This window comes from Krasilnikovia cinnamomea (assembly GCF_004217545.1).
Lineage (GTDB): Bacteria > Actinomycetota > Actinomycetes > Mycobacteriales > Micromonosporaceae > Actinoplanes > Actinoplanes cinnamomeus.
On sequence record NZ_SHKY01000001.1, the window covers coordinates 2,765,112 to 2,791,205 of the forward strand.

A 26,094-nucleotide genomic window follows, 5' to 3' on the forward strand; every position below is an offset into this window, starting at 1 on the left:
GGTTTCCGAAGGCACTCGACGGCGGGTGTGCCGCCATCGCTAGGAACATTCACCTACAGCTTGGCCGGGGTCAAGGCTGCATGGTCTACACGGTCAGTTCCGTGTCTCCACCGTGACGCCATCGTGACCTCCGCGCGTTCCAAACGGACGGTATCGCGTAGATGGCCTGCTAGGAAGCGAAATGGACGTAACGGGGAGGAATCTCAGACGGCCCGGCGGCCCTCGAACGCACGACCCAGCGTGATCTCATCCGCATACTCCAAGTCACCGCCCACCGGCAAGCCGCTGGCCAGCCGGCTCACCGCGACGCCCATCGGCTTGACCATCAGCGCCAGGTACGTCGCCGTGGCCTCCCCCTCGGTGTTCGGGTCGGTGGCCAGGATCAACTCCTTGACCTCGCCCGTGCCCAGCCGCGCCAGCAGCTCGCGGATGCGCAGGTTGTCCGGACCGATCCCCTCCAGCGGATTGATGGCCCCGCCCAGAACGTGATAGCGCCCCCGGAACTCGCCCGTACGCTCGATCGCCACGATGTCCTTGGGTTCCTCGACCACGCACAGCACCTCATTGGTGCGCCGCGGGTCGCGGCAGATCCGGCACTGCTCCGACTCGGCCACGTTGAAGCAGGTCGTGCAGAACCGGACCAGCTCCTTGACCTTGCGCAGCGCGGTGGCCAGCCGGTTCACGTCGGCCGGGTCTGTGGACAAGATGTGGAAAGCGATCCGCTGGGCGCTCTTCGGGCCCACGCCCGGCAGCCGCCCCAGCTCGTCGATCAGGTCCTGGATGGCACCTTCGTACACGGAATCAGAACCCCGGCAGGCCCAGGCCGCCGAGACCACCCGTGGCCGGTCCCATCTTCTGCTCGGTCAGCTCGCGCTGCGCCTCGGCGGCGTTGTGCAGGGCCGCGAGCACCAGATCCTCCAGCGTCTCCAAGTCCTCCGGGTCGACCGCCTTCGGGTCGATCTTGACCGACTTGTACTCGCCGAGCCCCGTCACCGTCACGGTCACCAGGCCACCGCCCGCGGTGCCGGTCAGCTCGGCCGCAGCCAGCTCGGCCTGCGCCTGCGCGACCTGCTGCTGCATCTTCTGGGCCTGCTTCATGATCTGCTGCATGTTCGGCTGTCCACCAGGACGCACGGCCGGCTCCTCGGGTCGTCGGTTTTCGCCCGCTCAGCGTAGTGGGCGGCAGCGCGGTCCGCGCGGACGGCGGGTCAGGCCTCGCCGATCTTCTCCGCCCCGAACGCCTCCTGGAGCAGCCGTACGGCCTGCTGCTCGCTGCTCTCCCGCGCGGTCTTCTCGTCGATCACGTCGTCGAGCGGCTCGTCACCCGGATCGAAGCCCTCGTACGCCGCGACCCCCCGGACCGGGCCGTCGTACTCGGGGTCGTACGGCGGCTCCTCCGCCGGTGACCCGTCCGACCAGCCCCCGGGCGTCGCCTTCGGCGTCGTGCCGTTCGCCCTCGGCGTCGTGCTGTTTGCGTTCGGCGTCGGGCCGTGGGCTTTCGGCGTCGGGTTGTTTGCTTTGGGTGTCGTTCCCGTTGCTTTGGGTGTCGTTCCGGCCGGCGCGGACAGCCCGGCGGCACCGGCGCGGGCGCCACCCAACCTGGCGGCGTTCGCGGCGGCGGCACGGGCGGCGGCGAGACCACCGGAGGCGGCAGCCGCACCTGGACCGCGCGGGCGGACGCCGTTGCCGTTCGCCGTCGGGCCCCGGTCGGCGGGCCCGCCCGGACCAGGGCCGTCAGCGGTCGGGCCGCGATCGCCGGACCCGCCTGGACCACGGTCCTCAGCGGTCGGTGTTGGCGGCTCGGCCGGCGTCGACCCGCCACCAGGGCGCGCCGGCTCCGGCCAGTCGTCGCCCTCGTCGCCCGGCGCGGGCTGGGGTGACGGCTCACGCCGCCGGGTGGATCCCGAAACGGGGCCCGCCGTCGCACCGCCCGCGGCATCGCCGCCCGGCGCGGCGGACCCGGCCTGCGGCGATCGGCGCGCGTCCGGCGCCGGACCACGCGAACCGCCCTGACTCGGCACGGAACGCCGGCCAGTTGAGGGCGGGCTGGCCGTCCCGCCAGCCTCACCGGAGACATCGCAGCGGATCTGCCACTGGCCGCCGAGCGATTCGTACAGCGCGTCGGAGATCAGGGTCGGATCGGAGGCCACCATCTTCGCGTGCGCCGGGAACCGGAACGTCAGGACGAGCGTCTGGCCGTCGAGGTCACGGACGGTGGCGCCCTGGGCGAGCGCGGCGATCTTCTTGCTCTTGTGCCCGACCGCCGTCATGATCTCGGGCCACGCCTCGCGGACCGCGTCCACAGTGAGCCGTCCCGGGTCGGCTGTCGCCCGGCCGTCCGGCGTATCCGTCGACTCGATCTCGGTCGGGGCCGCCGGGGGCTCGGCGACACTGCGGGCCGCCGCCTTCGGCTCGGGCGCTTCCACGCTCCCGGCCTGGGCTTGGACGACCTCGGCCTGGGCTTGGACGGTCCCGGTCGGCGCTTGGACGGGCCCGCTCGGGGCTTGGACGACCTCGGCCTGGGCCTGGACGCTCCCGGTCGGAACTCGGACGGTCTCGTGCGCCGACGCGCCCGGCGCCTGCGACGGCTGGCCGAGCGCGCGCGCAGGCTGGCCGGGCGCGCGCGAGGGCTGGCCGGGTGCCTGCGAAAGCTGGCCGGGCCCCTTCGAGGGCTGGCTAGGCGCCTGCGGGGGATGGCTGGGCGCGGGCTGGCCCTCGGCGGGCGCGGATTCGGCGGGCGCGCCGGGGTCCGTACCGGGGCTTGGCTCCGTGGCTGATCGGCGTCCGGCAGCCGCCGCTGCGGCGCGCGCCGCCGACAGGCCCGTACCCCCGCCCCCGCCCGCCTGCTCCGCCGCCACCACCGGCGGAGATCCGCCCCCAGCGTGCGCAGCCGTCTGTCCGGCTACCGGAGCCGTCTGCCCCGCCACCGGGGCCGTGCCGGCGTCACCGCTCAGGGTCACGCGGCGTTCGATGCGTTCGAGGCGCTGCAGCAGCGCGCCGGTCGAGTCCTCGGCGCCCGGCAGGAGCATCCGGGCCGTGACCAGTTCGAGCAGCAGGCGGGGGGCGGTCGTGCCACGCATCTCGACCAGCCCGTTGTGCACGATGTCCGCGCAACGCGACAGGGTCGCCGGACCGAGCCTGGTGGCCTGCGCGCCCATCGCCTCGAGCTGGTCGGCCGGACCGTCGATCAGGCCCTTGGCCACGGCGTCCGGCACCTGCTGGAGCACGATCAGATCCCGCAGCCGTTCGAGCAGGTCGGAGGCGAAGCGGCGCGGATCGTGACCGGCCTCGGCGACGCGGTCGATCGTCGCGTACGCCGCCGCCCCGTCGCCGGCCGCCAGCGCGTCGCACATCTCGTCGATGAGCGCGGCATCCGTGACGCCGAGCAGGGCGACCGCGCGGCCGTACGTGACGCCTTCCGGCCCGGCGCCCGCGATGAGCTGATCCAGCACCGACAGCGTGTCCCGGGCGCTGCCACCGCCCGCACGCACGACCAGCGGGAAGACCGCCGGCTCCACCGCGATCCCCTCGGCCTCACACAGCTGGGCCAGGTACGGCCGCAGCACCGCCGGCGGGATCAGCCGGAACGGGTAGTGGTGGGTGCGGGAGCGGATGGTGCCGAGCACCTTCTCCGGCTCGGTGGTGGCGAAGATGAACTTGACGTAGTCGGGTGGCTCCTCGACCAGCTTGAGCAGCGCGTTGAACCCGGCCGACGAGACCATGTGCGCCTCGTCGATCACGTAGATCTTGAAACGGCTGCTGGCCGGGGCGAAGAACGCCTTCTCCCGCAGCTCGCGGGCGTCGTCGACGCCACCGTGGCTGGCCGCGTCGATCTCGATCACGTCGATCGAGCCGGACCCGTCGGTGGCCAGGGAACGGCAGGACGGGCAGACCCCGCACGGCTCCGGGGTCGGGCCGTGCACGCAGTTGAGCGAGCGGGCGAGGATCCGGGCGCTGGAGGTCTTGCCGCAGCCGCGCGGCCCCGAGAACAGGTACGCATGGTGCAACCGGCCGCTGCGCAGCGCCTGCGACAGCGGCTCGGTGACGTGCTCCTGCCCGATGACCTCGGCGAAGGTGCGGGGCCGGTACTTGCGGTAGAGCGCGAGTGCCACTCCTGCCGCCTCCTCTCGACCGCGCCATTCTCCGCCGAGGGTGTGACAACACCAAACGCCATCCCGCCCGGGTGACCCTCGGGCGCTGGTCACCGGGGGCGCGGACAGGGCAGGCGGCGGGCTCAGGAGACGAAGAGACCCCCCGTGCACCCGTCAGAGCCCGCTTATCCTTGCTGCCTTCCGGCCCTGGGGAGGTTCACGAGATGCACGCCGCACGAGGGGCTGCCCATCAGCGTACCCAACGCCCCGGGGCGGGACCCAGGGTGGTGGCGCAAGCGCGGCCGCACGGTTCTGTATCCTGTGCGACGGAGGATTCGCCTAGAGGCCTAGGGCGCACGCTTGGAAAGCGTGTTGGGTTAACACCCTCACGAGTTCGAATCTCGTATCCTCCGCCACGCACATCGAGCCGTGATCAGGGCGGGACCTTCCAGTCCCGCCCTGTCGGCTCTCCAGGCCGTCTCCCCCGCCAGCCGCGGGCCTGTCACCACACCGCCTTCCGCCCGGACCGCCCGATCCGGTTGGCGCCCAGGTCGGCGCGCTGCCCGGCCGCGTAGCCATCCCGGTCTCCCGAGCCGGACAACCGGCGGGCGCGCCCCGCGGCCAGTTTCGGGTACGCGGCGGCCTGCGCCCGGTCCACCAGCGCACCACGGTCCGCGAGCACCAGGGCCACCGACCGGCCGCTGTGCTGTGTGCTGATGTGGGCGTGTTCGGCGTCGACCTGAGCGCGGGCCTCGGCCGCCTGCAGCCGACGATGGATCGCCGTGGCATACCCCGCGTACCAGGAGCGGCGGTAGGAGGCGGGGTGCTCACCCCACGGCACGCTCGCGGCGGCGAGCGCGTGTGCGGCCTGCACGAGCAGCGACGTGTACAGCAGTTCGACCCGGTCCAGATCGGCGCCGAACCCGAACAGGTGCATCGAGATCCGCTTCCCGTCACCCGGGGTGTGCTGGGTCCGGCGCACCGTCTTGCAGCGCAGGGCGTGTGCGATCCCGGCGAGTAGGCCCGCCTTGTCCCGGGCATACGGGGCGTCCATCTCGATCACCCGGTCCCCCACCACGTCGACGCCGGGCGCGCTGTCGGCAAGCAGGGCCTGGTCGATGCCGTACTTGGCGATCAGGTCGGCCGCCTTGGCGGTGAACGCCTCCGCCTCCGCCGGGGTGCAGGCCTCGTCTTCGGCCTTGGCGAGCAGCTTGCGGACCTTGTCGAGCATTCCCGGATCCGGTCCGTCCGGGGCAGGCACGTGGGGGGTCATGGGGTACTCCTTCGGGGCTCAACGTACGCACTCTCCCAGGCGCGTCCACCCCAGCCTCAGCCGGTCGTGTGCGGCGGACCCGGCGCGCTTACCGATCGGCCCCCACGCTTCTGGTCGCCTTTCTCATGCCAAGCCGGGACCACGCTCGGGAAGCCACGTGACCTGTCGGCGGCATGTCTATTTCGCCCCCATCGACGACCAACCGATCAACCAGTCTCCCCAGCCGCTGACCAGGAATTTCCACGATCCGGTAGGAAACCCAGGATATCCCAATGAGTACGCCCAGAAACGCAACAAGCACAGGAATCTGCGCCACCGGAGAGAGCCGGCTGGCCAGGTTGGTGAGAATCGGACTCAACACCTGGATGAGTACGTAGTGCACGAGGTAAATGGAATAACTGATCAGGCCCAGAAGAACCAGGAAACGAGGGGTTCTCGCCTTTCTGGTTAGCATGCCTACCGCGAAAATTCCGGAGAAGGTCAGGAGCGTGACTACGGAACGCACCTGGTATCGGAAGGAAAGCGCACCGAGCGATTGCAGTTCCGAGAACCAATTCGACAGGAGTGCCACCGCAACCACGGCTGCGACCGTGCCTGCGCGCCACCAACTCGTCTGGCCCTGGTCCGCACGGTACAGCGTCGTGCCGACGAACATGACCGCCACGATGAGCAGTCCGTCCCAGGCGTGCGCGGGCTCTTGGTTGGCAATCAGCAGAAGGCTGGCCATCCCAGCAAGCACCACGCCACCGGCAAGAACGGCCCAACGGCGCATGCTCATGACGCCTACGAGTCCGGCGGCCAGGCAGATGGCCACACCGATCGTCAGCAGGTCTCCCAGCGTCGCCGAGATGTGCCTCGGCGTCAGCGGCGCACTGAGCACGGCCAGCACCGCCAGGATTACGGCGATAACCCCGTTCGCGGTGTGGAGCCGCAGCGCGAAAAGCGCGCTGACGATGAGGTAAAAAGCCATCTCGAAGCTCAACGTCCAGAACACCGCGGTGACGAGTGGGACCCCGAGCAGGTCCGGCAGCATGGTGGCGTGCGCCATGGCCGCCGACCACGGGTGATCCGACAGGTAGCCGTCCAGGGGGAGCAAATCGTTTTCCCCGAGGACGCAGACCGCGAAGGCAACAACCAGATACAACGGGAAGAGCCGAAAAGCTCGGCTGATCCAGAACGATCGCAGACTCCCGTGCCGCTCCAGGGAGGCCGGGATGATGTAGCCGCTGACCAGAAAGAAGAGCATGACGCCAGCGGTGCCCGCGTGCAGCCACTCGCCGGTGACCGCCCGCACGTCGCGGAAGAGGTACCGGCTCAGATGTGCGTAGACGACGAGGAGCGCGGCGACCGCCCGCAAGCCGTCCAGCCAAGCGAGCCGATGCGGTGAAGCGGCGCGGGGCGGCGACAAGGCCGGATCTAGGCTGGCGGTGTGGGCCACGGGGGTATGGACCTCGGTCGGGGGCTTCGTCGATGACCTGCCGAGGTTAGCGACGAGGCAGCATCCTTGCCAGGTCAGCCCGGGCTGGATTCGAGCCCGTTTGGTTGCCGGAAGCGGACCTAGAGCTGGCCCGCCGCGATGGCGTCCTCGACCTCGGGGAAGATCGCGAAGTACCGGCTCAGTCCCACGGTTTCCATGAGCCTGACCAGGAACGGGTTCGCCCCGGCGAAGCTCATCCAGCCGCCGCGCGCGGTGATCACCTCCTTGCTGACGATGAACGCGCTCAAGCCGATGGAGTCACAGAACTTGAGGTCGGTGAGGTCGACGACGATGCGGGGAACCGGCCGCTCGAGCAGCTCGGTGAGCTTGGCGCGCAGGGTGGGGGCGGTGTCGGCGTCGAGCTCGCCGGTCAGGCGCAGCACGGCGACGTCAGAACGATGATCGGTCACTGTGGCCTGCATGAAAGTCACTTTCGTCCCGGTTCTCTGAATTCAGAGGCTAGGCGAAATCAGGATTGCATCGGCGCACAGCCGGTCCGTCCCGCCTCCGGTCGAGGTATGGCATTGCGCATCCGAGCTCCACCGCGACCATGGCGTGGGGTCGCGGCTGCCCGAAAGGACGGAAGGGGGCCGCGGGCAGCCGGTACGCGTACAACCGGACCTGTTGCATGCGGGCCAGCCAGCCGTACTCGATGGCGTGGACGCGTTCGCCGCCGCCCGGGCCGAGGATGAGTTCGTGGTCCGCGGCGCTGGTGCCGGGATGTGGCCAGGCCATGACGCGCGGGCAGTCGCGCGGAAACCAGTACGACGGCGCCTGCTCGGCGTCGACCGCCCAAACGTACGGATCCGGCTGCTGAGCGGTCGCCGCGACGTGCGGCGCGAAGCGGGTGATGGACGGGTCCTCAGAAAAGTGCAGGACCTCTCCTGGTGCCGGACGCATCCGTTCCTTTTAGCACCCGGCCCGGAGGCACCGGACATGCGATCGGGCCGGACCCCGAACGGGGTCCGGCCCGATGACGATCGGCTGTGCCGGGAGGTTGGAGCATTGCGGCGCAGCCTGGGTTGCGGGCGCCTTACAGCTGGCGCCACTTCCAGCGCGGACCACGCCACGCGTCGGCCAGGATCAGGGCGGATGCCCGTCCCGGACACTGCTGCACCTTGGACTTGCCGGAGGGGCCGCCCATCTGGGCCTCGACCTCCCAGGTTTCGCCGTCGGTGCGGACGTAGACATCCCGGCGTGCGAGCCGGCTGTCGCCATTCCACCAGTGCTGCTCAACTCTCACCTGGTCAACCCTAGGGGAGACATTGACGTGTGTGACCAGGCGAACTTATGAAACTTCCTCGCTGCCCGGTCGAAGATGGGTTGTCCGATCCGGTGGTTTTGGCCGGTGTGACTTGCGCGTGAGCCGCGTCTCAGGGCGGTTCACTCATCAACACGTTGAGTAATCGCCGCAGGTTGCGGAGATCGACTCCGTTGCGACGTAACGGGGCCGTCATGCGCAGGGCGCCTGATCAGCGAATTGATCATGTCGGACGGGCCTCGTGAGGACAACTGGGCGCGAACGCGGCGGTCACGGGCTCCCGGAAGTTTTCGCACAGAGCGTGATCAACGACGAATCTCGTGGCACACCCAAAAGCACGCCCAAAAAGCACACCCGGCCCCGGAGATCTGCGTGTCTCCGGAGCCGGGCGTGAGCCGTTCTTGAGTCCGTTCCGTCAGGATTAATCCGTCGGAAAGCTCGCTCAGCCGATGGTGACGGCGGCCGAGTTCTCGCCCCCGTCGGCACGGTAGGCGACGACCTGGTAGCGGCCGGTGGTTCCCGCCGGGTCCGTCCACTGCTCGGTGGCCGTGCCGGTCACCAGGCCGAGACGATCCAGCAGGTGTGTCTCGCCGGTGGCCGCGTTCTCCACCATGAGGAACGACTGGACCCACACCGTCCCGGCCGGCGCCGCGGCCGAGTAGGAGCTGGTCAGCCAGCCAGTCGCCGGGTCCACCGTGGGCATGTTCTGGGTGCCCAGGCGGGAGATCTTCCCGGCGCCGTCGATGAAGGCCAGGCCCGCGCGGACCTTGCGCCCGGCGCTGCCGCTGCCGGCCTGGAAAGACGCGACAGACGTGTACGTGGTGCCGGCCGTGGCCGCCAGCTTCCGGCTGTACGCGCTGATCTGGCCGTTACCCGTAGCGGTCAGCGCCAGCGCCGCACCACCCACGGCACCCGCCACGTCCGTACGCGCCACCTTCGACGCGCTGCCGGCGGTCCAGCCGGCCAGGCCCGCCGCCGGGTTCTCCAGGCTCGCGGCGTCCGCGTCGAGCAGGTTGCCCGGAACGGTCGCGCTGCCGACCGGCAGGTCCGCGACCAGAGCGCCGTCGCGGTACACCCGGTAGCCGGCGATCGGGTTGCTGGTCGCGTACGACTCGTCCCAGGTCAGGCCGTTCGGGCCGACCGTGGCGTTGGCGGGCGCCTCGGGCGCGAGGGCACCGAAACGGACCGGCGCCGCGATGATGCCTTCGGTGGTGTTGCCGGTGCCGTCCGGGCCGGTGAGCACGGTGTTGGTCGGCGCGTTGGCGGTGTTCGTCTTGCGCGGGCCGAGCTGCAGGCCGTACCACGTGGTGTGGACGTCCTGGTCGTCGACGATCGTGTTGCCGTACACGGAATCGCCGCGGCCGACGCCGAGGCCGATGCCCGCGGTGTCGTACCAGCCGCCACCGGTGTTGTAGGTCGTGGCGCCACCGAAGCCGGCGTTGACGATGCGGTTGCCCACGATGGTGTCCGCGGCGTCCTTGTCCCGGGCCAGGCCGAAGACGAGGACACCCGACAGGGCGGGCCGCTCGATGACGTTGTCGCGGATGACGTTGTTGCCGCCCACCCGCACGACGTGGTCGGCCGGGTCGGTGCTGCTGTCGTTCCAGCCGCCGATGGTGCCCGGGGTGTTGTCGGCGTCGTTGTAGTCGTCGTACTTGACCAGGACGCCGACCGTCGCCGAGTCGGAGATGCGGTTGCCGGTGATGACGGCGTCGCGCGGGTTGGTGATGTCCTTGTTGGACCCGCTGTGCGCGTAGTTGGCGTTCGAGGTGAGCGTGATGTGCGCGCCCTCGAGGATGTTGCCGGTCGCCGTGGGGGACACGACACCCTCGAAGTACATGTTGCCGTACTCGTTCTCTTTGCGGGCCGCCGCGACCGCGGGGGTCGTGTGCACGATGTTGTCCCGCACCGTGGTCCGGATCGCGTTGGTGAAGTCGAAGCTGTTGCCACGGATGGTCGCGTCGAACTGGTTGCGTTCGATCACGGTGTCGTCGTTGCGGCCGCCGCCACCGATGTTGTCCTCACCATCGGACTCCGCGCCGCCCCAGTTGTCGAACCGGTTGTCGACGACGCGCACGCCCGTGGTGCCGTTGACCCACAGCTTGAAGTACTCGAAGTTGGTGAAACGCACCTGGCGTACGGTCCACCGGTCACCGGCCGAGATGCCTCCGCCGGTGTTGTCGCTGGCGCCCAGCGGGGCCTTGAAGTCGCAGGCCTGGCCCGGGCGGCCCGGCAGGTCGGCCGGCTCGGGTGCGCCCGCGCCGGTACGGCAGTTGCCGTTGACGGTCAGGTCGGAGACCAGGTTCGTGCTGCCGGCCTCCTTCTTGTCGTTGTGCCGCACCAGGAAGCCGTAGCTGAAGTTCTTCCAGTTCACCGTCGGGTCCATGACCAGGGTGGTGGTGGCGATGCCGCTGCCGCGCAGGTTCACGTTCGGGGGCAGCTTCAGGCCGCTGGTGAGGCGGTAGGTGCCGGGGGCCAGAAGCACCGTCGCGGTGGTCGCCGGGTTGACCACCGTGCCGTCGGCCGCCACGACGGCCGCGCGCACGCGGGTGGCGGCGGTGTCCACGGCCTGCTTCAGGGCCGCGTAGTCGTCCAGCACGCCGCCCCGGGGCGCCGGAGCGAGCACGCACGTCGCGTCGGCGGTGCACTCCTCGGCGCGCAGCGGCGCCGGGCTCACGGTCGAGGCCAGCGAGTAGGCCGGGACGTCGGCACCCGCCGCGACGGCGGGGGCGGCCATCGCGGTCAGGGCGGTCGGCAGAGCCGCGGTGGCGGCGAGCACGGCTGCGGCACGGCTTGCGCGGGCGGGGCGGAACAGACGCATCAAGGCTCCGGTCACGATTGCGGGTGGGGTGCGAATCGGGTGCAACCGTACGAGTCCCCCACCCGAGCCGCCTCCGCCGAAGGGACAGGGCCGGGGGTAACTGAACGTTGATCAGTGCTCAATACGCACCGTAATGTGACCAGTTGCATATGCCTCGGCTCAGCCGACCGGTGGCCACCCTAACCTGGATGGTGTCTACGCGCGCCCGTAAGGAGCCTGCAGGGGAAGCGAGCCTCGGTCGGCCTGCAGGAAGGTGACCTCCAGCCCGCACAGGTGTTCCTCACGCTCGGTGAGGAAGCGTCGCGTGTGCGGTTGCTTTTCGTGTGCATCGAAGGCGGCCCTGTCGGCGTACAGCTCGTAGAAGACGCGCAGCAGGGGCTCGTCCGGCACGGAATGCACCACGTACGCGAGCGTGCCCGGCTCGTGCCGCGCGATCTCCGGCAGGGTCCGCGCGACCAGCGCGTCGAAGTGCTCCGCGGCCTCCTGATCCCGCAGCCGGAAGCGCACGATCAGGCCGAATCCACCCGCAACGGTCCGTTCACCCACCGTCGCACTGTACGCGGCCGAAAGCACCGGCAGGTCGTCGGAGCCGTCGCCTACCGGTAGGTGACCGTCAACGGCTCGTGCATCGGGTGGGCGCCCATCCGCAGCGTGAGCGACCGCGTGTCCGCCGCGTACGACCAGGCCGCCCGGGACAGCACCCGGCCGTTCACCCGTACGGTCTGCGGCGAAGTAGCGCCCGTGAACACGACCGTCCACTCCCGCACGCTCGGCTGACCGGCGTGGTGACCCCGGACCGGACCGATCCGGACGGTGTGCAGCCCGCCCGACTCCCGATAGGTCAGCTCCGTCGTGGCGTGGCGCGTGTGGTCGGTCCCGTCGTCCTCGTACAGCGCGGTCCGGCCGTTCTCGCCCACCGCCACCGTGACGGTCGCCGCGCGCAGCGGATTGTTCTCGTCGCCGCGCACGTCGTCGGTGCGGGTCGTCACGATGCCGCCCGAACGCATGAACACCGGCATCGTGTCCAGCGTGGTGGTGACCTGCTGGGTCGTCCCGCCCTGGTACGTCCTGCCGGTGAAGTAGTCCGTCCAGGTGCTGCCCGGCGGGAACCACACCGTCGTGCTGGCGCTCGACCCCGGCTCGGTGGCGGGTGCCACCAGGAGGTCCGCGCCGTACAGGTACTGCGCTCCGGCTGTCGCGTACGCCTCCTGCTGGTCGGGGTAGGCGAGATACATCGGCCGCGTGATGGGCAGCCCGGTCCGGTTGGCCTCGGCGGCGGCGCTGTAGGTGTACGGCATCAGCTGCTCGCGCAGCCGCAGGAACTTGACGGCGGAGGCCTTCGCGGCCGGGCCGTACTGCCAGGGCAGGCGGTCGCTGTGGTTGGAGTGGAGCCGGTCGACGGGCTGGAAGGTGCCGAACTGGACCCAGCGCGCGTACAGGTCGTCGGGCAGTTTCGTGCTGCCCGGCTCGCTGCCGGGCTCCTGCAGGCCGAACGTGTGACCGCCGATGTCGTGGCTCACGGCCGCCAGGCCCGTCGCGGCGGACTCGCCGGGCGTGTAGCCCACCTCGTACGCCAGGGTTTCCCAGTTCGAGATCGTGTCGCCGGTGAAGTGCAGGGTGGTGCGCTTGTCGGCCCACGGGCCGGTCGGCACGGCCGTCGGGTTGCTGTAGCCACCCGCCTGCAGGGAGCCGTACGCGCGGGAGAACGCGAAGCCGCTCTCGGTGGCGTACTTCAGGTTGATCCAGGCGTCGGGGGTGACGCCCGGCAGCGAGGACCGGCTGGCGTCACAGCACCAGTCGAGCCACCAGAAGTCCACGCCCGCCGGCGCCATGGACCGGTGCAGGTCCAGGTAGGCGGCAAGCTGGTCCGGGTCGCCCCAGTCGAACACGTAGCAGTCCGGGCCGCTGTTGCAGCCGGTGCGCTGCAGCTTGCCCTTGGCCCTGGCCTGGGCGGCCGCGAACCTGGGGTCGCCGCCACGGATGCTGGGATGGATGTTCAGGCTGGTGTGCAGGCCCTCGGCGTGCGCCCAGTCGAGGAAGCCCGCCGGGTCGGGGAATCTGGCCCGGTCGATGTCCCAGCCGTTCCACTTGTCGCCGGCCTTGAAGTCGGTGTCGACCACGAGGACATCGAGGGGTACGCCCTCGGCGCGGAACCGGGGCACGATGGTCTGCTGGAAATCGGCCGCGCTGTGGTCGTAGTACTCGGAGTACCACACGCCGTACACCCACCGGGGCAGCAACGCGGTGGGGCCGGTGAGCATGCCGAGTTCGCGCAGCGCCCGGCCGTGGTCCTGGCCGTACGCGAAGACGTACCCGTCCTGGTAGCCGCCGGGGTGGGCGCTGCGCTGGGTGACGGTCTGCGTGCCCGGGTCGAACAGCGCCGACGCGGTGTCGTCGAGCAGCGACCAGCCGTCCGCGTAGAGGATGCCCGGCGCGGTGACGGCGGAGCCGTCGACACCGTCGAGCGAACGGCGAAAGCCCCCCAGCGGCGCGTGCGGGGCGAGCAACGGGGCGTCGGAGGCGGTGATGGCGACGGTGTCGATATTGACGTTGCAGCTGTCGTCGGTGGGGCAGCCCAGCCGCACCGAGTTGGTACCGGCGGCCAGCGCGACGGGTACCGCCACAGTGCGCCAGTAGTCCCAGCCGCTGGTCGGCGCCAGCGTGGCGGTCACGGGCGCGGCGCCGCCGACCTGGACCGTCACGTCGCGCGCCCGCAGCGGCTGCCGGCCGGCGCGGGCGTTGGCGTAGCGCAGCTGCAACCGGTAGCTGCCGGCCGCCGGAACCCCCGTCACCGTGAGCGTGTCCGACGCCCCGGCCCGCTCCAGCCCGGCGAGGAAGCCGTCGCCCGAGTAGCCGTTGTGGTCGGCGGCCAGCTTCGCTCCGCCCGCCAGCGCGCCGGCGTCCGCCTCGCACAGCGCGCCGAACGCGCACGGCACGACCTGCGGCGGGGCCGGTGACGGGTACGCCTGGCCGGGCCGCAGAACGGCGACGCTGTCGACGTTGACGTGGCCGGAGTCGGCCGGATCGCGCCGCAGCGCGAACTCGTGCCGGCCGGCGGCGAGCGTGACCGGCGCCGAGGCGAGCGCCCACGTGTCCCAGGACCCGGTGCTGGGCAGGGCGAGCCGCGGGCCGGCGGTGCCGTCGACGGCGACGGTGAGGCTCCGGGTGGTGTTCTGCCCGTCGGCGCCGAAGAAGTTCGCGTACCGGGCGGCGTACTGGTATGTCCCGGCCTCGGGAACGGTCACCGTGAAGGTCACGGCGTCGCCCGGCGCCTCGAAGCCCGCGGCGAAGCCGGAGCCGGTGAAGCCGGCGTGGTCGCGGGCGACGGCGACACTCTGCAGCCTGCCGGACTCGGCCTCGCACAGGGCGCCCGGGGCGCAGGCCGCCGGGGCGTGGTCCGCCCAGGGCGCGGCCTGCACGGTCTGCCTGCCGGTCGTGAGCCGGACGCTCAGGTTGTCCGCACCGAACGGACCGGAACCGACCTTGTACCGCAGCGTGACGGCACCGGTCTCGATGGTCAGCCAGTCGTCGACGGTCCGGGTGCTGACGCGTGGCCACCGGGTGGCCTGCCGGTTCACCACGTTGAAGGTGGTCGCGTCGACGAAGCGGGAGTCGCCCGAATACTCCGTACGGATCAGCGTCGGGGACAGCACCTCGAAGCGTGCCTGTCCGGAGATCACCACGGAGGCGCTGGTGGAGGCGGTCGCCCGGGTCGGTGACGCCGGACCGCCAAGCAGGGCCGCAACCGTCAGGGCCGCTGTGGCGGCGGTGAAGTGCCTGGACAGGACGCCAACGCGCATCGAGTTCCTCCAGTCTGCCGCGGGGCGGCCCCGCACCGGCCAGTCACTCCCGACGCACGTTTCCACTGACGTATATCAATGTCAACGCACTTAATTCACCTCAGGAACTAACACGGACACCGTGGGTTTCGCCGATGGCGGATGCCGTTGGCCGGCTACAAGGAGCGGACGCGGAAGCGCCCGGCGACTCACACAGAGTCGCCGGGCGCTCGCCCTGCTGGCTGGCGGTGGTGAAGGGATTTGAACCCTTGGAGGGCTTGCACCCTCACACGCTTTCGAGGCGTGCTCCTTAGGCCGCTCGGACACACCACCGCGAAGTAGGTTACCCGACCCCTGACCCGCTCTGCCGCCGGGTTACCCGGCGAGCCCTGACCTCGATGGTTCCGGTGGCCAGCCCCGTCCGGGGTGAGCACGCCTGGCAGGATCGGGGGCATGAGTGTGCACATCGGCGCGCAGCCGGGCGACATCGTCGAGCGGGTCCTGCTCCCCGGGGACCCGATGCGGGCGAAGTGGATCGCCGAGACCTATCTGAAGGACCCGGTCTGTTACACACAGGTTCGCGGGATGCTGGGCTACACCGGAACCTGGCGGGGGGTGCCCGTGTCGGTGCAGGGCACCGGCATGGGGATGCCGTCGGCGTCGATCTACACCCACGAGCTGATCAATGAGTACGGGGTCCGCTCCGTGATCCGCATCGGGTCGTGCGGGGCGATCATCGACAGCCTGAAGCTCGGCGACGTCGTCGCCGCGATCGGCTCGGCCACGGACTCGAACATGAACCGGGTCCGGTTCGACGGGCTGATCGACTACGCCCCCGTCGCGGACTTCGGGCTGCTGCGCACGGCCGCGGAGGTGGCCGAGGGCCGGGGAGTGCCGATGCGGGTGGGCCCGATCCTGGCGGCCGACGCGTTCTACTCGGACCGCCCCGACCTCTACGGCCGGCTCGCGGACTACGGCGTGCTGGCGGTGGAGATGGAGTCCGCGGCGATCTACACGACCGCGGCGCGGTACGGCGCGCGCGCCCTCACCATCCTCACGGTCAGCGACCACATCACGCGCGAGGAGCGGATGACCCCGGCCGAACGCGAGCAGGGCTTCGACAACATGGTGCAGATCGGACTGGACACCGCGATCGCCGGCGCCGCCTGACCGGCCACCGCCCGCCCGGCGGGTGCGGGCTCGGCAACGTGAAGAGTTCGGGTTCACAGCCGACCCGAACTCTTCAAGGTCCGGAGCGGCCACCAGCGGTCGGCAGGGTCACGGGCGGAAGAAGCCGCGCAGCATGGCGGCGCACTCCTGTTCCAGAACTCCGGCGTACACGTCTGGGCGGTGGTTGAGGCGGCGGTCGCGAACCACGTCCCAGAGTGAGCCCACCGCGCCGGTCTTCGGCTCCCAGGCGCCGAAGACCAGCGTGGACACCCGGGCCAGGACGAGCGCGCCCGCACACATCGTGCACGGCTCCAGCGTGACCACCAGGGTGCAGCCGTCCAGTCGCCACTCGCCGCTGCGGGCCGCCGCCCGGCGCAGCGCGAGGATCTCGGCGTGCGCGGTGGGGTCGCCGGTGGCCTCACGCTCGTTGCCGGCGGCGGCCAGTTCCCGCCCACGGGCGTCGTAGACCACCGCGCCGACGGGGACGTCCGCGGGCGACGTCGCGGCCACGTCCAAGGCGCGGCGCATCCACAACTCGTGCTCCGGCCGCACCCCGAGACTCACGCCGCGCCGCTCCGCGCCCACTGGCTCCCGCCCCGCGTGCGCTCCTGGCCCACGCTCACGCTGCGCCACCGCACGTGCCCTCGCTGCGCCCGCTCACGCTGCGCCGCCGCGCGTGCGCTCACGCCTCGCGCAGTTCCTCGACCTCGTCGCCGCAGCCCAGCCGCTGGCAGATCTCGGCGGTCACGTCGGACGGCAGCATGCCCTCCAGACCGCACAGGGACAGCAGCTTGTGCGCCGTGATGCCCAGATCGGCGATGAGCTCCGCGTCGCCCACCGGGTCCGCGTCGGGGTCGACGGCGGGCTTGTCGCCGTCCTCGTCGTCGCTCGAGGCCGGCGCGGCCAGCTCGTCGATCTCCAGGGCCGGAGCCTCGATGTCGCCGAGCAGCAGGGCCCCGACCCGGGACTCCTCGGCGAAGGCCGAATCGGACCCGAACACCCGTAGATCCTCGCCCTCGTCGAGGCGCAGGATCACCAGGTACTCGTCGTCGGCCTCGACGAACAGCAGCGACAGCGCGGCGTCTGGTTCGACGTCACGCAGGCGGTCCGCCACCTCGTCGATGTCGGCGAGGCCGGACAGTTCCAGCTCCGACGCCGTCCAACCGTTCTTGCCCCGGGCGACGGCGGCAGCAAAAGTCGACACGTTTCCCCCCACGCGACTTCGTCTTCAGCGCCTGACGGTAGCGGCAACGGCGGCGCGGCAACGGCGCCACGCCCCGAGTGGTGAACAACTCAGTTCGTGAGGCGGCGGCGGACGGCGATCAGCTCGCGCAGTCGCGCCCCCTGCAGACGCTCCGGCCGGGCGCTCTCGCGGACCGACTTGGCGTCCGCGAGAGCGGCCAGCAGTTCGAGCCGACGACGGCGACGATCCGGGTCGAGCCGCTGCGGTACGTGGGCCATGAAGCCGAGGTTGCCGACCGTGGGGAGGTTTCGTCAAGGCCAAGTACGCAGAGCCACAATGGGTGCACGTCCGGTCAGCTCGGACGCGATCGGTGCGAGCCTCACCACATCGGCCAGTCACTCGTGGCGATCCACCTGACCGCGACGAATGTCGATGCGATGGACAACCCGAACCCGCTGGTCACGGCGACGCCGACGGCCACGCCCCGGTCACCGAGGACGGCCAGCGCGGCCGAGACGGCCCAGGCCGAGAGCGCGGCCAGCACGGTCCACCAGGCGTAGCTGGCCAGGTCACGGCCGACGCTGCCGAACAGTACGAACCACAGCACGGTCGCGCCGATCCCGGCCAGCACCGGTGCGGCGGCGACCGGATGCGGCTCCCGGTAGACCGGCCGCCGGGGCAGTCCCGGGAAGAGCCCGGAGGGCTGCGGCACGGCCGACCCCGGCCAGGACCCCTGCCGTTCGGCCATATCCGCCTCCTCCTCTCCGGTACTTCCGCCAGCCTATCCAGCGCTGACGGGTCAGCGCGGCCAGTGGATCTCTGTCAGGATGGCGCGATGCTTGTACGCCGTACATTTCTCCTGGTCACCGTGTTGTCACTCGCTGGATGTGGCTCTGGCGGGGCCGGCGGGTCAGCCGCCGCGACCCCCGCGTTCGTCGAGCCGTCGACCGCCGCGACGACGCCGGCTGCCGAGGCGGTTCCCGCCGCGGCCGAGGTCACGCTGCCGGTGACCGCCGCGAGCCCGTCGACGACACCCTCGGCAACCCCCAAGCCGACGGCGACCACGACGGCGACCACGACGGCGACCACGACGGCGAAGGTGCGGTACGTCTTCCCGGTCAAGGCGTCCAACGTGGCGTTCCACAAGACCCATGCGAAGTACCCGGCGACGGACATCTTCGCCGCCTGCGGGAAGCCGTTCGTCGCCACGACCAGCGGCGTCGTCCTGGAGATCAGCCTCAAGGACCGGTTCAGGAAGGGCTCGCCCGACGGCCCCTACAACGGCGGCCTGTTCGTGTCCATCAAGGGCGACGACGGTGTGCGTTACTACGGCTCGCACCTGAGCAAGGTGCTGCCGGGCATCCGCAAGGGGGCGCGCGTGAAGGCGGGCCAGGAGCTCGGCAAGGTCGGCAAGACCGGCAACTCCAGCGGGGTCTGCCACCTGCACTACGGCATCTCGCCGCCGTGCGCGAAGTCGGGCGACTGGAAGGTCCGGCGCGGGGTGGTCTGGCCCGCCACCTACCTCACCTCGTGGCGCAAGAAGGGCCAGAAGAGCCCGGTCGCCGCGGTCGCGGCGTGGAACAAGAAGCACCACTGCAAGGCCTGACGTGTGGGGGCCGCATCCTCGCCCGGGATGCGGCCCCGCTCCGGTAATGCCTGCGAGCGGCCTGCGGCCGACTCAGCCGAACTGGGCCAGGCGCTTCTGGTTCGCGCCGTTGACCGTGGTGAAGGTGCCGCCCGCGGCCAGCCTGCCGAGGCCGGCGCTGCCGGCCATCGTGAGCACTCCCTCGATGCCGTTGAGGTTCGCGGTCCAGCCCAACAGGCGACCATCGGACGGCGAGAGCGCCGCGAGCTTGACCCGGTCCACCGCGCCGTCGAGGCAGGTCCCCTGCGATCCGGTGCGCGAGGTGCGGCATGCGTGGTCGAAATGGCCGCCGACGTAGATCGCACCGCCGAGGGCCACCACAGCCTGCCCATCGCCGTCGAAGGTGGCGGTCCAGCGCTTCGAACCGCTCGTCGTGTACGCGTTGACCGTCCCGCCCCGCCCGCCGTGCGCGCTGAAGACCCCGGCGGAGGTGACCGTGATGCCGTACGTGATGACCGAGGGGCGTGGCTTGAACCCGGTCACGATGCTCCCGCGGGACGGGTCGAGGGCGACCAGTCGGTCGTACCCGGAGGCGCCGTTCACCCGGTGGAAGCGACCACCCACGTACACCCTGGTGCCGGCGGCGGTGATCGCCTCGACCTGGTCGTCGGCGCTGGGCCGCCAGGCGCCGTCGAGGGCGCCGGTGCTGAGGTTGAAGGCGGCCAGCCGCCCACGCGGCTGCCCGTCGATCGCGCTGAACGTGCCACCGAGGTAGAGCCTGCCGTTGGCGGCGGCCGCCGCGTACGGGGAGCCACTGATGCTGTGTTTGAAGGTGGACGACACGGCGCCGCTGGACCCGTCGATCCGGGCGAGGCTGTCCCGTTTCTGCCCGCTGATCGCGCTGAAGTTGCCGGCGACGTACACGCTGGACCCGCTCACGGCGATGGCCTTGACGCGGCCGTTGGCCGAGGGCGCCCAGGACAGCAGGGCTCCGGTGGTCGCGTTGACGGCGGCCAGCTTGTTCCGCTTGATCGTCTTGCCCCTGACGACCGCGGCGGTGAAGTCCCCACCGACGTACAGCGTGCTGCCCGAGTAGGCCAGCGCCCAGACGGTCCCGTTGAAGCTGGGTACGGGCTGCGAGTTGGAGGAGATCGCCTCAGCCGGGGTCGGCGCGACCGCGAGGACCACACCTAGAACCGCGACCCCGGCGATCCTTTTGAGAAATTTGTCCCTGTAAGTCACAACATCAACGTAACAAGATGAATATTTCCTAAAGGAGCGTTTGGATGAATTAGCGTCATGTGGTGACGAAACGGATTAATCCTTCGCTGAGTTCGGCGGATGCACCCCTGTCCGTACGGCCCACCCGCTGCCCGGTGTGGGAGAGTCACCCGCGTGGACGTCGCGGTGATCGGGCTGGGGCTCATCGGTGGCTCGCTGGCGCAGGCACTGGCCACGGCCGGGCACCGGATCATCGGCTTCGACGCCGACCCGGCGACCCGGGGCACGGCTCGTACCGCCGCGGCGCAGGCCGCGCCGCAGGCCCGGTGGCAGGTGGCCGGCCGGCTGCGGGACGCGGTCGCGCACGCCGAGCTGGTGGCGCTCGCCGTGCCACTGCCCGCCCTGTCCCCCGTCCTGACCGAGCTGGCCGGTTACGAGGGTCTGGTCACGGACGTCACCTCGGTCAAGGGCCCGGTCCGCGACCTGGTCCGGCAGCACCTACCGGCCGCCGCGTACGTCGGTGGGCATCCGATGGCCGGCAAGGAGACCTCCGGCTTCGCCGCGGCCGACCCGGGCCTGTTCACCGGCTGCGCCTGGGTGCTCTGCCTGGAGCCGGGAGAGACCGCCCTGCCCGGGTGGCTGGCGATGGCCCGGCTGGTCACCGCGCTGGGCGCCCGCGCCGTGCCGGCCACGGCCGCCGAGCACGACCGTGCGGTCGCCGCCGCCAGCCACGTCCCGCATCTGCTGGCCGCCGCGCTGACCACCGCGGTCGCGGGCGACCCGCTGGCCGCCGCGCTGGCCGCCGGTTCGTTCCGGGACGGCACCCGGGTCGCCGCCACCCGGCCGGAACTCATCGCGGCCATGTGCGGGGGCAACGCCGCGGCGGTCGGCCCCGCGCTCGACGGCGTCCTGAAGACGCTGGGTGAGCTGCGCGCCGCGCTCGACGGACCGGACCCGGTCGCGGCGCTGCGTCCACTGCTGGCCCCGGCCAGTTTGGCGCGCGCGGCCTGGCCGGTGGTCGCGGGCACGGTGGTCGAGGTGCCCTGGCACGCCGACGCCCTGCTGGAGCTGGGCCGCGCCGGCGGCTGGGTGACCGGGGTGGACGACGAGCGCCGGGTGTTGCGGGCCGTGCGACCCGAAACTGTCGGTGGTCGGCCATAGGCTGAGCGGCGTCGCAGGACCGAGACGAAGGAGTCAGCACATGCCCGGTCAGGTCGGTCCGATCGCCACCGAGCAGGAGGGCCTGCTCGCCTATCTCACCCAGATGCGCTACGTCCTGAAACTCACCGCGTACGGCCTCACCGACGAGCAGCTGCGGGCCACCCCGTCCGCGAGCACACTGAGCGTCGGCGGCCTGGTCAAACACTGCGCCTCCACCGAGGAGAACTGGATCGCCACGATCCGCAAGGAGTCGCGCCCGATCGACTTCCAGAAGTACGCGGACGACTTCAAGCTCGCCGACGGCGAGACGATAGACGACGTGTTCGCCCGCTACGACCGCGCCGCCGAGCACACCGAGGAGACGGTCCGCGAGCTCGGGGATCTGAGCTACTCCGTCCCGGTCGACCGTTCCGTGCCGTGGAACCGCCCGGATCTTGACGAATTCTCCCTGCGCTGGGTGCTGCTGCACCTCATCCAGGAGACCGCCCGGCACGCCGGGCACGCGGACATCGTGCGGGAGAGCATCGACGGGGCCACCGCGTACCCGCTGATGGCGGCGGCCGAGGGCTGGCCCGAGACGAGCTGGCTCAAACCCTGGAAACCAGCCTCATAGGAACGCGCGTCAGGGCTTGTCGCCACGATCCAGGCGGATCAGCCGCCGGTCCGTGACGATCGCGGTGACCAGGTCGTACGGCGTGACGTCGAAGGCCGGATTCACCGCGTCCGACAACGTGGTCACCTCGGCGGCGCCCCGGTCCTCGATCTCGACCGCGGCACCGCCGGGAGTGTCGGAGTCCACCGTGGACTCCGGCGCGACCACGATGAAGGGCAGCCCGGCGCGGCGCGCGCCGAGGGCGTGCGCGTACGTCCCGATCTTGTTGATGACGTCGCCGTTGGCGCAGATCCGGTCCGCGCCGAGGATCACCGCGTCGACGTCGCCACGCGCCATGAGGAACGGCCCGGCCGAGTCGACCGCCACCCGGAAGTCCACTCCCCAGCGGGCCAGCTCCCACGCGGTGAGCCGGGCACCCTGCATCAGCGGGCGGGTCTCGCTGGCGATCACCCCGGCCAGTGCGCCACGCCGGTGCAGTTCGCCGACGACCCCCAGCGCCGTACCGGTGGTGACCGTGCACAGGCCCCCGGTGTTGCAGTGGGTCAGCAGGCGGGGCCGCGTCCCGCACAACTCGCTCACCAGGTCGGCGCCGCGCACGGCCATCGCCTCGGACGACGCGACCTCCTCGTCGCGCACCGCGTACGCCTCCCGCAGCACCGCCGACGATCCCCCGGGCAGCAGCGCCGCCGCCCGCCGGACGCCACGGGCCAGGTTGACCGCCGTCGGGCGGGCGGTCTCGATCTCGTGTACGGCAGCCGCCAGCCCGGCCGGGTCACCCGCGAACTGCCGCGCGGCCAACGCCACCCCGAACGCCCCGGCGACCCCGAGCGCCGGTGCGCCGCGTACGGCCAGCGATCGGATGGCCGCGATGAGCTCGGCCACCGTGGCGATGCGCAGCACCCGCAACTCGCCGGGCAGGGCGGTCTGGTCGATGAGCTCAATCCACCCCGCGTCGTCGGCGCCCGCGCTGGCGGCGTCAGGGCGCGCGGCGGCGGTCACCCAGTCGATCGTTCGCATGGCGGCAACGCTAGCGGGCCGCCCGGCCCCCGCCGCGTGCACTAGCGTGGGCCTGGTGAGCGCCCGCGATCCCGTTGCCGACCTGCGCCGGATCGCGTTCCTGCTGGAGCGGGCCAACGAGGCCACGTACCGGGTCCGCGCGTTCCGGTCCGCGGCCGCGACCGTCGCCGCGCTGCCCGCCGAGGAGCTGCGGGCCCGCGTCGAGGCGGGCACGCTGTCGGAACTGTCCGGGGTCGGCGACGTGACCGCCCGCTGTGTCGCGGAGTCGCTGTCCGGCGAGGAGCCGGTCTACCTGCGCCGGCTGACCGCGACCGAGGGCACGGATCTGGGCGACGCGGCGGCCGCGCTGCGCGAGGCGCTGCGCGGCGACTGCCACGTCCACTCCGACTGGTCCGACGGCGGTTCCCCGATCGAGGAGATGGCACTGGCGGCGGTCGAGCTCGGCCACGAGTACATGGTGCTCACCGACCACTCGCCCCGGCTCACCGTGGCCCGCGGGCTCACCCCGGACCGGCTGCGCCGCCAGCTGGATCACGTGGCCCGGCTCAACGACGCGCTTCCGGCGGGCTTCCGCGTCCTGACCGGCATCGAGGTCGACATCCTGGCGGACGGCTCCCTCGACCAGGAGGACGAGCTGCTGGCCCGGCTCGATCTGGTGGTCGGCTCCGTGCACAGCGGCCTGCGCGACGACGCGTCCCGGATGACGCACCGGATGCTCACCGCGATCGCCAACCCGCATTTGGACGTACTCGGGCATATGACCGGCCGCAAGGTGGCCGCGGCCGGCGCGGGCGATCGGGGGCACCGCGCCGGGCGGACCCGCCCACCCAGCGACTTCGATCTTGAGAAGGTTCTGGCCGCCTGCGTCGAGCACGGCAAGGCCGTGGAGATCAACTCCCGCCCCGACCGGCTCGACCCGCCCAAGCGGATGCTGCGGGTGGCGGTGGAGGCGGGCTGTCTGTTCACGATCGACACCGACGCGCACGCTCCCGGTCAGCTGGACTGGCTGCACTTCGGCTGCGAACGGGCGGCCCTGTGCGCGGTGCCGCCGGAGCGCGTGGTCAACACGTGGACCGCGGAAGCCCTCCTGGGCTGGACCGCAGGACACAGCGGCGATTGAGGACGCGTTTCGTCGGTGCTCTCCCGTAGGGTCTGCGGCGTGGGACAGATTGACGACCTCGCCAACCGTTACGTCACCGAGTGGGCGCCGCTCAACCCGATCGGCTCGACCTGGGTCGGCATCCCCGGCCGGGACGACCAGCTCGACGACTTCTCCCCCGACGGGTATGCGGCGATCGCCGAGCTGACCCGGCGCACCCTCGCCGAGTTGACGACGCTGGAGCCCGGCAGCGAGGCCGAGGCGGTGGCGAAGGAGGCCATGCAGGAACGCCTCGGGCTCGACCTGACCCGGTATGAGGCCGGCGACACCACCAGCGACCTCAGCGTCATCGCCAGCGGCATGCACAGCATCCGCCAGGTCTTCGACCTCATGCCCACCGAGGGCGAGGAGGCGGTCGCCAACATCGCGGCCCGGCTGGGGCAGGTTCCCCGGGCGGTCGCGCAGTATCAGCGCACCCTGCTGGAGCAGGCCGACGCGGGCCACGTCAGCGCGCGCGCCCAGATGCTGGCGGTGGCCGACATGTGCGACACCTGGACCGACCCGGCCCGGGACGACTTCTTCCACGGCCTGGCCGGACGGCTGGGGGCCGACGGCGCGCTCGACGCGGAGCTGCGGCGCAACGCCGCGGCGGCCACGGCCGCCACCGCCGGCTTCGCCGACTTCCTGCGCAAGGAGCTGTCGCCGCGCGGCCGCGACCGGGAGGCCGCCGGCCGCGAACGGTACGAGCGGGCGTCGCAGTACTTCCTCGGCGCCCGGATCGACCAGCACGAGACGTACGCGTGGGGCTTCGAGGAACTGCACCGCCTCGAGCGGGAGATGCGCGCCGTGTCGGCGGAGATCGCCGGGTCGGGCGCGAGCATCGACGACGCGGTCGCCGCGCTCGACGCGGACCCGGCCCGGCGCATCCCGGGCAAGGAGGCGTTCCGGGACTGGATGCAGGCCCTGGCGGACAAGGCGATCTCCGAGCTGCACGGCACCCACTTCGACATTCCCGAGCAGGTCCGGCGCATCGAGTGCTGCCTCGCGCCGACCAGCGACGGCGCCATCTACTACACCGGCCCGAGCGAGGACTTCAGCCGTCCCGGGCGGATGTGGTGGGCGGTGCCGGAGGGGATGACGGAGTTCTCCACCTGGCGCGAGGTGACGACGGTCTACCACGAGGGCGTCCCCGGGCATCACCTGCAGGTCGCGCAGACCCAGGTCCGCGCGGAGCTGCTCAACCGGTGGCAGCGGCTGCTGTGCTGGTCTTCCGGCCACGGCGAGGGCTGGGCCCTGTACGCGGAGCGTCTGATGGACGACCTCGGCTATCTCGCCGATCCGGGCGACCGGCTCGGCATGCTGGACGGCCAGGCGCTGCGGGCCACCCGGGTCATCGTGGACATCGGCATGCATCTGGAGCTGGAGATCCCCCGGGACAATCCGTTCGGCTTCCACCCCGGTGAGCGCTGGACTCCGGAGCTGGGCTGGGAGTTCCTGCGCGCGCACTGCCGGATGGAGGACGAGGTGCTCCGCTTCGAGTGGAAGCGCTACCTCGGCTGGCCCGGCCAGGCCCCCTCGTACAAGGTCGGTGAGCGCATCTGGTTGCAGGCCCGCGACGACGCGAAGGCCCGCAAGGGGGCCGCGTTCGACCTGCGCGCCTTCCACCGGGACGCGCTGAATCTCGGCTCGCTGGGTCTCGACCCGTTCCGCCGGGCCCTTGCCCGGATATGACGGGCCTCGGCCGCTCACACCGAGCGGCGGACGGGCTGGGCGGCGTGCGAACTGTCTGGGATGCGCGTGCGGGCCGTGTCTGCCCCATTTTCGGGCGAAGGACGCCCCGGCCCGGTCGACGCGACCTCATCCACCGGGCCGATCCCACGGTCCGTCCCACAGATTGGGAGAACATGAAGCCGATACGTGTGATCGCGCGGACACGCTCCGCATGATTCTCACTCAGAGTGGTTTTACAGCTACTTAACGGTAACTTTGCATGAGTGATGAATGTTACTCCACTGTGGAAGCCTGCCGGCGCTCGGACGCGCTTGTCGCGACTCTGTCCCGTGCTGGCACACCCCGCCCGTATCCAGCACCTTCACACCCTTCGGCCGGACCTGAAGGTCGCTACAGCCACTCGGTGCCTGCGGCGTATCCCCCGATCAGACGACTCAACTCTGACCCTAGGAAAGGGGCCCCATGATTGTTTCTCGGATAGATTCACCCGGATCGGTGCGCCCGTCCGGCTACGCAACGTAGCCATCAAACGGTCGCCGGCGCTGCATGGCGAAGGACGTAGGCAATGTCAGTCACGGTGAATCACCGGCCAAACCACTTGCGATCCGCCGT

Annotated in this window: 23 protein-coding genes, 2 tRNA genes and 1 other RNA gene; 7 read left to right on the plus strand and 19 right to left on the minus strand. The window is 71.1% G+C overall.

The features are described from left to right. Positions 1–203: 203 nt before the first annotated feature. The 4 genes from recR to ffs form a co-directional block, all read right to left on the minus strand. Positions 204–797: a recombination mediator RecR gene (recR, locus tag EV385_RS12415; RefSeq protein ID WP_130509614.1), complete on the minus strand. Its 594-nt coding sequence runs from the start codon at positions 795–797 to the stop codon at positions 204–206. Between the two features lie 4 nt (positions 798–801). Beyond that, on the minus strand, positions 802–1,110 hold the full coding sequence (locus EV385_RS12420; protein WP_242625284.1) for a YbaB/EbfC family nucleoid-associated protein: 309 nt from the start codon (positions 1,108–1,110) through the stop codon (positions 802–804). 98 nt (positions 1,111–1,208) lie between these two features. Next, entirely contained in the window at positions 1,209–4,112 is a 2,904-nt protein-coding gene (locus tag EV385_RS34295) for a DNA polymerase III subunit gamma and tau (protein WP_207229814.1), read from the minus strand. Positions 4,113–4,242: 130 nt separating this feature from the next. Next, positions 4,243–4,339: signal recognition particle sRNA small type (gene ffs / locus EV385_RS12430), an RNA gene on the minus strand. 80 nt (positions 4,340–4,419) lie between these two features. On the opposite strand from ffs, the gene EV385_RS12435 reads away from it, so the two are divergent. Continuing rightward, positions 4,420–4,507 (plus strand) — tRNA-Ser (locus EV385_RS12435). Between the two features lie 86 nt (positions 4,508–4,593). Here EV385_RS12435 and EV385_RS12440 read toward each other — a convergent pair. The 9 genes from EV385_RS12440 to EV385_RS12480 form a co-directional block, all read right to left on the minus strand. Further along, positions 4,594–5,364, minus strand: coding sequence for a DUF2786 domain-containing protein (locus tag EV385_RS12440; protein ID WP_165449452.1), 771 nt, complete (start codon positions 5,362–5,364; stop codon positions 4,594–4,596). 88 nt (positions 5,365–5,452) lie between these two features. Next, complete coding sequence (locus tag EV385_RS12445) at positions 5,453–6,802, minus strand: acyltransferase family protein (RefSeq protein WP_165449453.1); 1,350 nt, start codon at positions 6,800–6,802, stop codon at positions 5,453–5,455. Positions 6,803–6,921: 119 nt separating this feature from the next. Beyond that, positions 6,922–7,263, minus strand: coding sequence for an STAS domain-containing protein (locus tag EV385_RS12450; protein WP_130509617.1), 342 nt, complete (start codon positions 7,261–7,263; stop codon positions 6,922–6,924). Between the two features lie 37 nt (positions 7,264–7,300). Next, positions 7,301–7,741, minus strand: coding sequence for a DUF6886 family protein (locus EV385_RS12455; RefSeq protein WP_207229815.1), 441 nt, complete (start codon positions 7,739–7,741; stop codon positions 7,301–7,303). A 133-nt stretch (positions 7,742–7,874) separates the two neighbouring features. Further along, positions 7,875–8,084 (minus strand): hypothetical protein, encoded by a 210-nt coding sequence (locus EV385_RS12460; RefSeq protein WP_130509618.1) that lies wholly within the window; start codon positions 8,082–8,084, stop codon positions 7,875–7,877. Between the two features lie 460 nt (positions 8,085–8,544). After that, complete coding sequence (locus tag EV385_RS12465) at positions 8,545–10,923, minus strand: right-handed parallel beta-helix repeat-containing protein (RefSeq protein WP_130509619.1); 2,379 nt, start codon at positions 10,921–10,923, stop codon at positions 8,545–8,547. Positions 10,924–11,118: 195 nt separating this feature from the next. Continuing rightward, entirely contained in the window at positions 11,119–11,469 is a 351-nt protein-coding gene (locus EV385_RS12470; RefSeq protein ID WP_130509620.1) for a putative quinol monooxygenase, read from the minus strand. A gap of 50 nt (positions 11,470–11,519) precedes the next feature. Then, the gene (locus EV385_RS12475; protein WP_130509621.1) at positions 11,520–14,723 is read right to left on the minus strand and encodes a TIM-barrel domain-containing protein; all 3,204 of its coding nucleotides are present in this window, start codon (positions 14,721–14,723) and stop codon (positions 11,520–11,522) included. A gap of 222 nt (positions 14,724–14,945) precedes the next feature. Beyond that, positions 14,946–15,035, minus strand: a tRNA-Ser gene (locus EV385_RS12480). A 120-nt stretch (positions 15,036–15,155) separates the two neighbouring features. Between EV385_RS12480 and deoD the strand changes: the two genes are divergently transcribed. Further along, entirely contained in the window at positions 15,156–15,872 is a 717-nt protein-coding gene (deoD, locus tag EV385_RS12485; RefSeq protein ID WP_130509622.1) for a purine-nucleoside phosphorylase, read from the plus strand. Between the two features lie 108 nt (positions 15,873–15,980). Here the strand turns inward: deoD and EV385_RS12490 are convergent, their stop codons facing one another. From EV385_RS12490 to EV385_RS12500, 4 genes are all read right to left on the minus strand, one after another. Beyond that, complete coding sequence (locus EV385_RS12490; RefSeq protein WP_423203041.1) at positions 15,981–16,436, minus strand: nucleoside deaminase; 456 nt, start codon at positions 16,434–16,436, stop codon at positions 15,981–15,983. Positions 16,437–16,554: 118 nt separating this feature from the next. Continuing rightward, a complete protein-coding gene (locus EV385_RS12495; protein WP_130509624.1) occupies positions 16,555–17,076 on the minus strand; it encodes a tRNA adenosine deaminase-associated protein in 522 nt (173 codons plus the stop codon). An 89-nt stretch (positions 17,077–17,165) separates the two neighbouring features. Continuing rightward, positions 17,166–17,333 (minus strand): hypothetical protein, encoded by a 168-nt coding sequence (locus EV385_RS33855; RefSeq protein ID WP_165449454.1) that lies wholly within the window; start codon positions 17,331–17,333, stop codon positions 17,166–17,168. Positions 17,334–17,434: 101 nt separating this feature from the next. After that, positions 17,435–17,803, minus strand: coding sequence for a hypothetical protein (locus EV385_RS12500; protein WP_130509625.1), 369 nt, complete (start codon positions 17,801–17,803; stop codon positions 17,435–17,437). Between the two features lie 87 nt (positions 17,804–17,890). Between EV385_RS12500 and EV385_RS12505 the strand changes: the two genes are divergently transcribed. Next, entirely contained in the window at positions 17,891–18,661 is a 771-nt protein-coding gene (locus EV385_RS12505; RefSeq protein WP_130509626.1) for a M23 family metallopeptidase, read from the plus strand. Between the two features lie 72 nt (positions 18,662–18,733). Here EV385_RS12505 and EV385_RS12510 read toward each other — a convergent pair whose 3' ends face one another. Continuing rightward, positions 18,734–19,828, minus strand: a complete 1,095-nt coding sequence (locus EV385_RS12510) for an outer membrane protein assembly factor BamB family protein (protein ID WP_242624847.1) — start codon at positions 19,826–19,828, stop codon at positions 18,734–18,736. A gap of 153 nt (positions 19,829–19,981) precedes the next feature. Between EV385_RS12510 and EV385_RS12515 the strand changes: the two genes are divergently transcribed. Beyond that, the gene (locus EV385_RS12515; protein WP_423203042.1) at positions 19,982–21,022 is read left to right on the plus strand and encodes a prephenate dehydrogenase; all 1,041 of its coding nucleotides are present in this window, start codon (positions 19,982–19,984) and stop codon (positions 21,020–21,022) included. A gap of 40 nt (positions 21,023–21,062) precedes the next feature. Next, the gene (locus EV385_RS12520; protein WP_130509628.1) at positions 21,063–21,635 is read left to right on the plus strand and encodes a DinB family protein; all 573 of its coding nucleotides are present in this window, start codon (positions 21,063–21,065) and stop codon (positions 21,633–21,635) included. A 9-nt stretch (positions 21,636–21,644) separates the two neighbouring features. Here EV385_RS12520 and mtnA read toward each other — a convergent pair whose 3' ends face one another. Further along, positions 21,645–22,652 carry an S-methyl-5-thioribose-1-phosphate isomerase gene (gene mtnA, locus EV385_RS12525; protein WP_130509629.1) on the minus strand — a complete coding sequence of 336 codons (1,008 nt, stop codon included), beginning with the start codon at positions 22,650–22,652 and terminating at the stop codon, positions 21,645–21,647. 55 nt (positions 22,653–22,707) lie between these two features. On the opposite strand from mtnA, the gene EV385_RS12530 reads away from it, so the two are divergent. After that, positions 22,708–23,772: a PHP domain-containing protein gene (locus EV385_RS12530; RefSeq protein ID WP_130509630.1), complete on the plus strand. Its 1,065-nt coding sequence runs from the start codon at positions 22,708–22,710 to the stop codon at positions 23,770–23,772. Between the two features lie 39 nt (positions 23,773–23,811). Beyond that, entirely contained in the window at positions 23,812–25,482 is a 1,671-nt protein-coding gene (locus tag EV385_RS12535; protein WP_130509631.1) for a DUF885 domain-containing protein, read from the plus strand. Positions 25,483–26,094: the final 612 nt, after the last annotated feature.

Bases quoted from the DNA above. Each gene is read 5' to 3' on its own strand.
- EV385_RS12420 (WP_242625284.1), bottom strand. From the start codon at position 1,110: ATGCAGCAGATCATGAAGCAGGCCCAGAAGATGCAGCAGCAGGTCGCG.
- EV385_RS12440 (WP_165449452.1), bottom strand. From the start codon at position 5,364: ATGACCCCCCACGTGCCTGCCCCGGACGGACCGGATCCGGGAATGCTC.
- EV385_RS12450 (WP_130509617.1), bottom strand. From the start codon at position 7,263: ATGCAGGCCACAGTGACCGATCATCGTTCTGACGTCGCCGTGCTGCGC.
- EV385_RS12455 (WP_207229815.1), bottom strand. From the start codon at position 7,741: ATGCGTCCGGCACCAGGAGAGGTCCTGCACTTTTCTGAGGACCCGTCC.
- EV385_RS12465 (WP_130509619.1), bottom strand. From the start codon at position 10,923: ATGCGTCTGTTCCGCCCCGCCCGCGCAAGCCGTGCCGCAGCCGTGCTC.
- EV385_RS12475 (WP_130509621.1), bottom strand. From the start codon at position 14,723: ATGCGCGTTGGCGTCCTGTCCAGGCACTTCACCGCCGCCACAGCGGCC.
- deoD (WP_130509622.1), top strand. From the start codon at position 15,156: ATGAGTGTGCACATCGGCGCGCAGCCGGGCGACATCGTCGAGCGGGTC.
- EV385_RS33855 (WP_165449454.1), bottom strand. From the start codon at position 17,333: ATGGCCCACGTACCGCAGCGGCTCGACCCGGATCGTCGCCGTCGTCGG.
- EV385_RS12500 (WP_130509625.1), bottom strand. From the start codon at position 17,803: ATGGCCGAACGGCAGGGGTCCTGGCCGGGGTCGGCCGTGCCGCAGCCC.
- EV385_RS12505 (WP_130509626.1), top strand. From the start codon at position 17,891: ATGCTTGTACGCCGTACATTTCTCCTGGTCACCGTGTTGTCACTCGCT.
- EV385_RS12515 (WP_423203042.1), top strand. From the start codon at position 19,982: ATGCACCCCTGTCCGTACGGCCCACCCGCTGCCCGGTGTGGGAGAGTC.
- EV385_RS12520 (WP_130509628.1), top strand. From the start codon at position 21,063: ATGCCCGGTCAGGTCGGTCCGATCGCCACCGAGCAGGAGGGCCTGCTC.
- mtnA (WP_130509629.1), bottom strand. From the start codon at position 22,652: ATGCGAACGATCGACTGGGTGACCGCCGCCGCGCGCCCTGACGCCGCC.